This is a genomic window from Anaerococcus sp. NML200537, assembly GCF_026131715.1.
GTDB lineage: Bacteria > Bacillota > Clostridia > Tissierellales > Peptoniphilaceae > Anaerococcus > Anaerococcus kampingae.
The window spans coordinates 1-1,540 of the sequence record NZ_JAMXSL010000075.1; the positions used below are offsets into that span (position 1 = coordinate 1).

General features: G+C 25.4%; 2 protein-coding genes. Both read left to right on the forward strand.

Features of this window, described 5'->3' with window-relative positions; translation table 11 throughout:
• The first annotated feature begins 228 nt into the window (after window positions 1–228).
• Complete coding sequence (locus NH288_RS11310; RefSeq protein WP_265215401.1) at window positions 229–564, forward strand: plasmid mobilization protein; 336 nt, start codon at window positions 229–231, stop codon at window positions 562–564.
• Window positions 565–671: 107 nt separating this feature from the next.
• Window positions 672–899 carry a helix-turn-helix domain-containing protein gene (locus NH288_RS11315; RefSeq protein WP_265215403.1) on the forward strand — a complete coding sequence of 76 codons (228 nt, stop codon included), beginning with the start codon at window positions 672–674 and terminating at the stop codon, window positions 897–899.
• The last annotated feature ends 641 nt before the right edge of the window (window positions 900–1,540 follow it).

Consider the following 1,540-nt stretch of genomic DNA (forward strand, 5'->3'; position numbering starts at 1 on the left):
TTTCATCCCTAATATCTATAATTTTATCATAGATGATTAGGTTCATTTTTAAGAACTATGCTTAAAGCTGTTCTTATACTATTAGTATATGAGCAAGCACAGTAAGTGAGTACCCACTTACGAAAAAATCAAAAAATCAATAGCTTATAAGGCTATATAATTTTACGATTTTTACCTTGTTAGTGAGAACCCTAAGACCCCAAAAAAATATGAGCAGAGGAGAAATGTATGGATAATAGAACAAGAAAAAATCAACTGAAAATATATTTAACAGATGAAGAAAAAGAAATTTTTGAAAAGAAAATGAAACTTGCAAATTGTAAAACAATGTCCCACTTTCTTAGAAAATGTGTATTAGAAAAAGAAATTTATATTGTAGACCTAGAACCATTTAGAGATCTTCAATGGTTACTTTCAAATGCAACAAATAACATAAACCAGATTGCAAAAGCTACTAATACAACGGGTGTTATTTACAAGAAAGATATAGATTATATGAGAGAAAAAATAGAAAGATTATCAAGAGAAATATGGGATATACATTCCTTGTTATTAAGTAAATAATTTTAGAGCTAGTTCGAGATAAGAGAATAAAAGCCTATTAAAAGAATTGCTTTAATGGTATAATTATGACAATATAGATAAATATAGGGAGTTGTTTCGAATATCTCATGCTCAAATTTAGTTATAAAAAATTGTTTAAAAAACTTATAGACTTAGAAATGAAAAGTACTGACCTTATGGATAAATCACAAATAAGCAAAAGTACATTTTACAAAATAAAAAATGGGCAAAATGTTACCACGGATGTGCTTTTAAGAATATGTAATACATTGGATTGTGATATTTCGGATATAATGGAATGTGTAGAGTTCGAAGCAAATGAGATAAAAAGATAAAATTGATTAATGTATTTTCTGAAGTAAGTGAGCTTTATTTAGAATTTAAAAAGGCTCCTATTAGGTTGTCATAGTCAATAAATTCAATAGGATTATTTGGGAAATATATAAAAAAATAATAAATCAAACTTGGTAAAAGGTGATATATGGAATACCATAGGGTGAATTTTGCTTAATGTGGTTAGATAATTGGACGATCATCTTGTCAATTATAGAGTGACTCTAGTTAATCTCATACTAGAATTGTAAGGCTAGGAGTAAAATCTATGAGAAACAATAATTTAATTAATGCATTTATATAAGTTAATAATTTAGTTTCATTATAAACAATTCAGAACTTAAAGTATGATGAAGCTTAAATTTATATATAAAAAAATAGGTTTTGGTTCATATTTTTTATGCCACAGATTATAAAAGATGGAAGAGTCTTATATTTTTATTTTTAAAGCATTGTTAAGCATAAGGAGGGTTTATGAAATTTTTACAAAATGTATTTGGAATTATTATTCCAGCTATAGGTTATATTATTGGGATATTTTCTTTCTTTTATTATAATAAATTAAGGTTTTTTATATTCATTAATAGAATTTTTAAAAGGAAAAAAGATGTTAATTTCAACATTGTTTTTGATTTTGATGGAC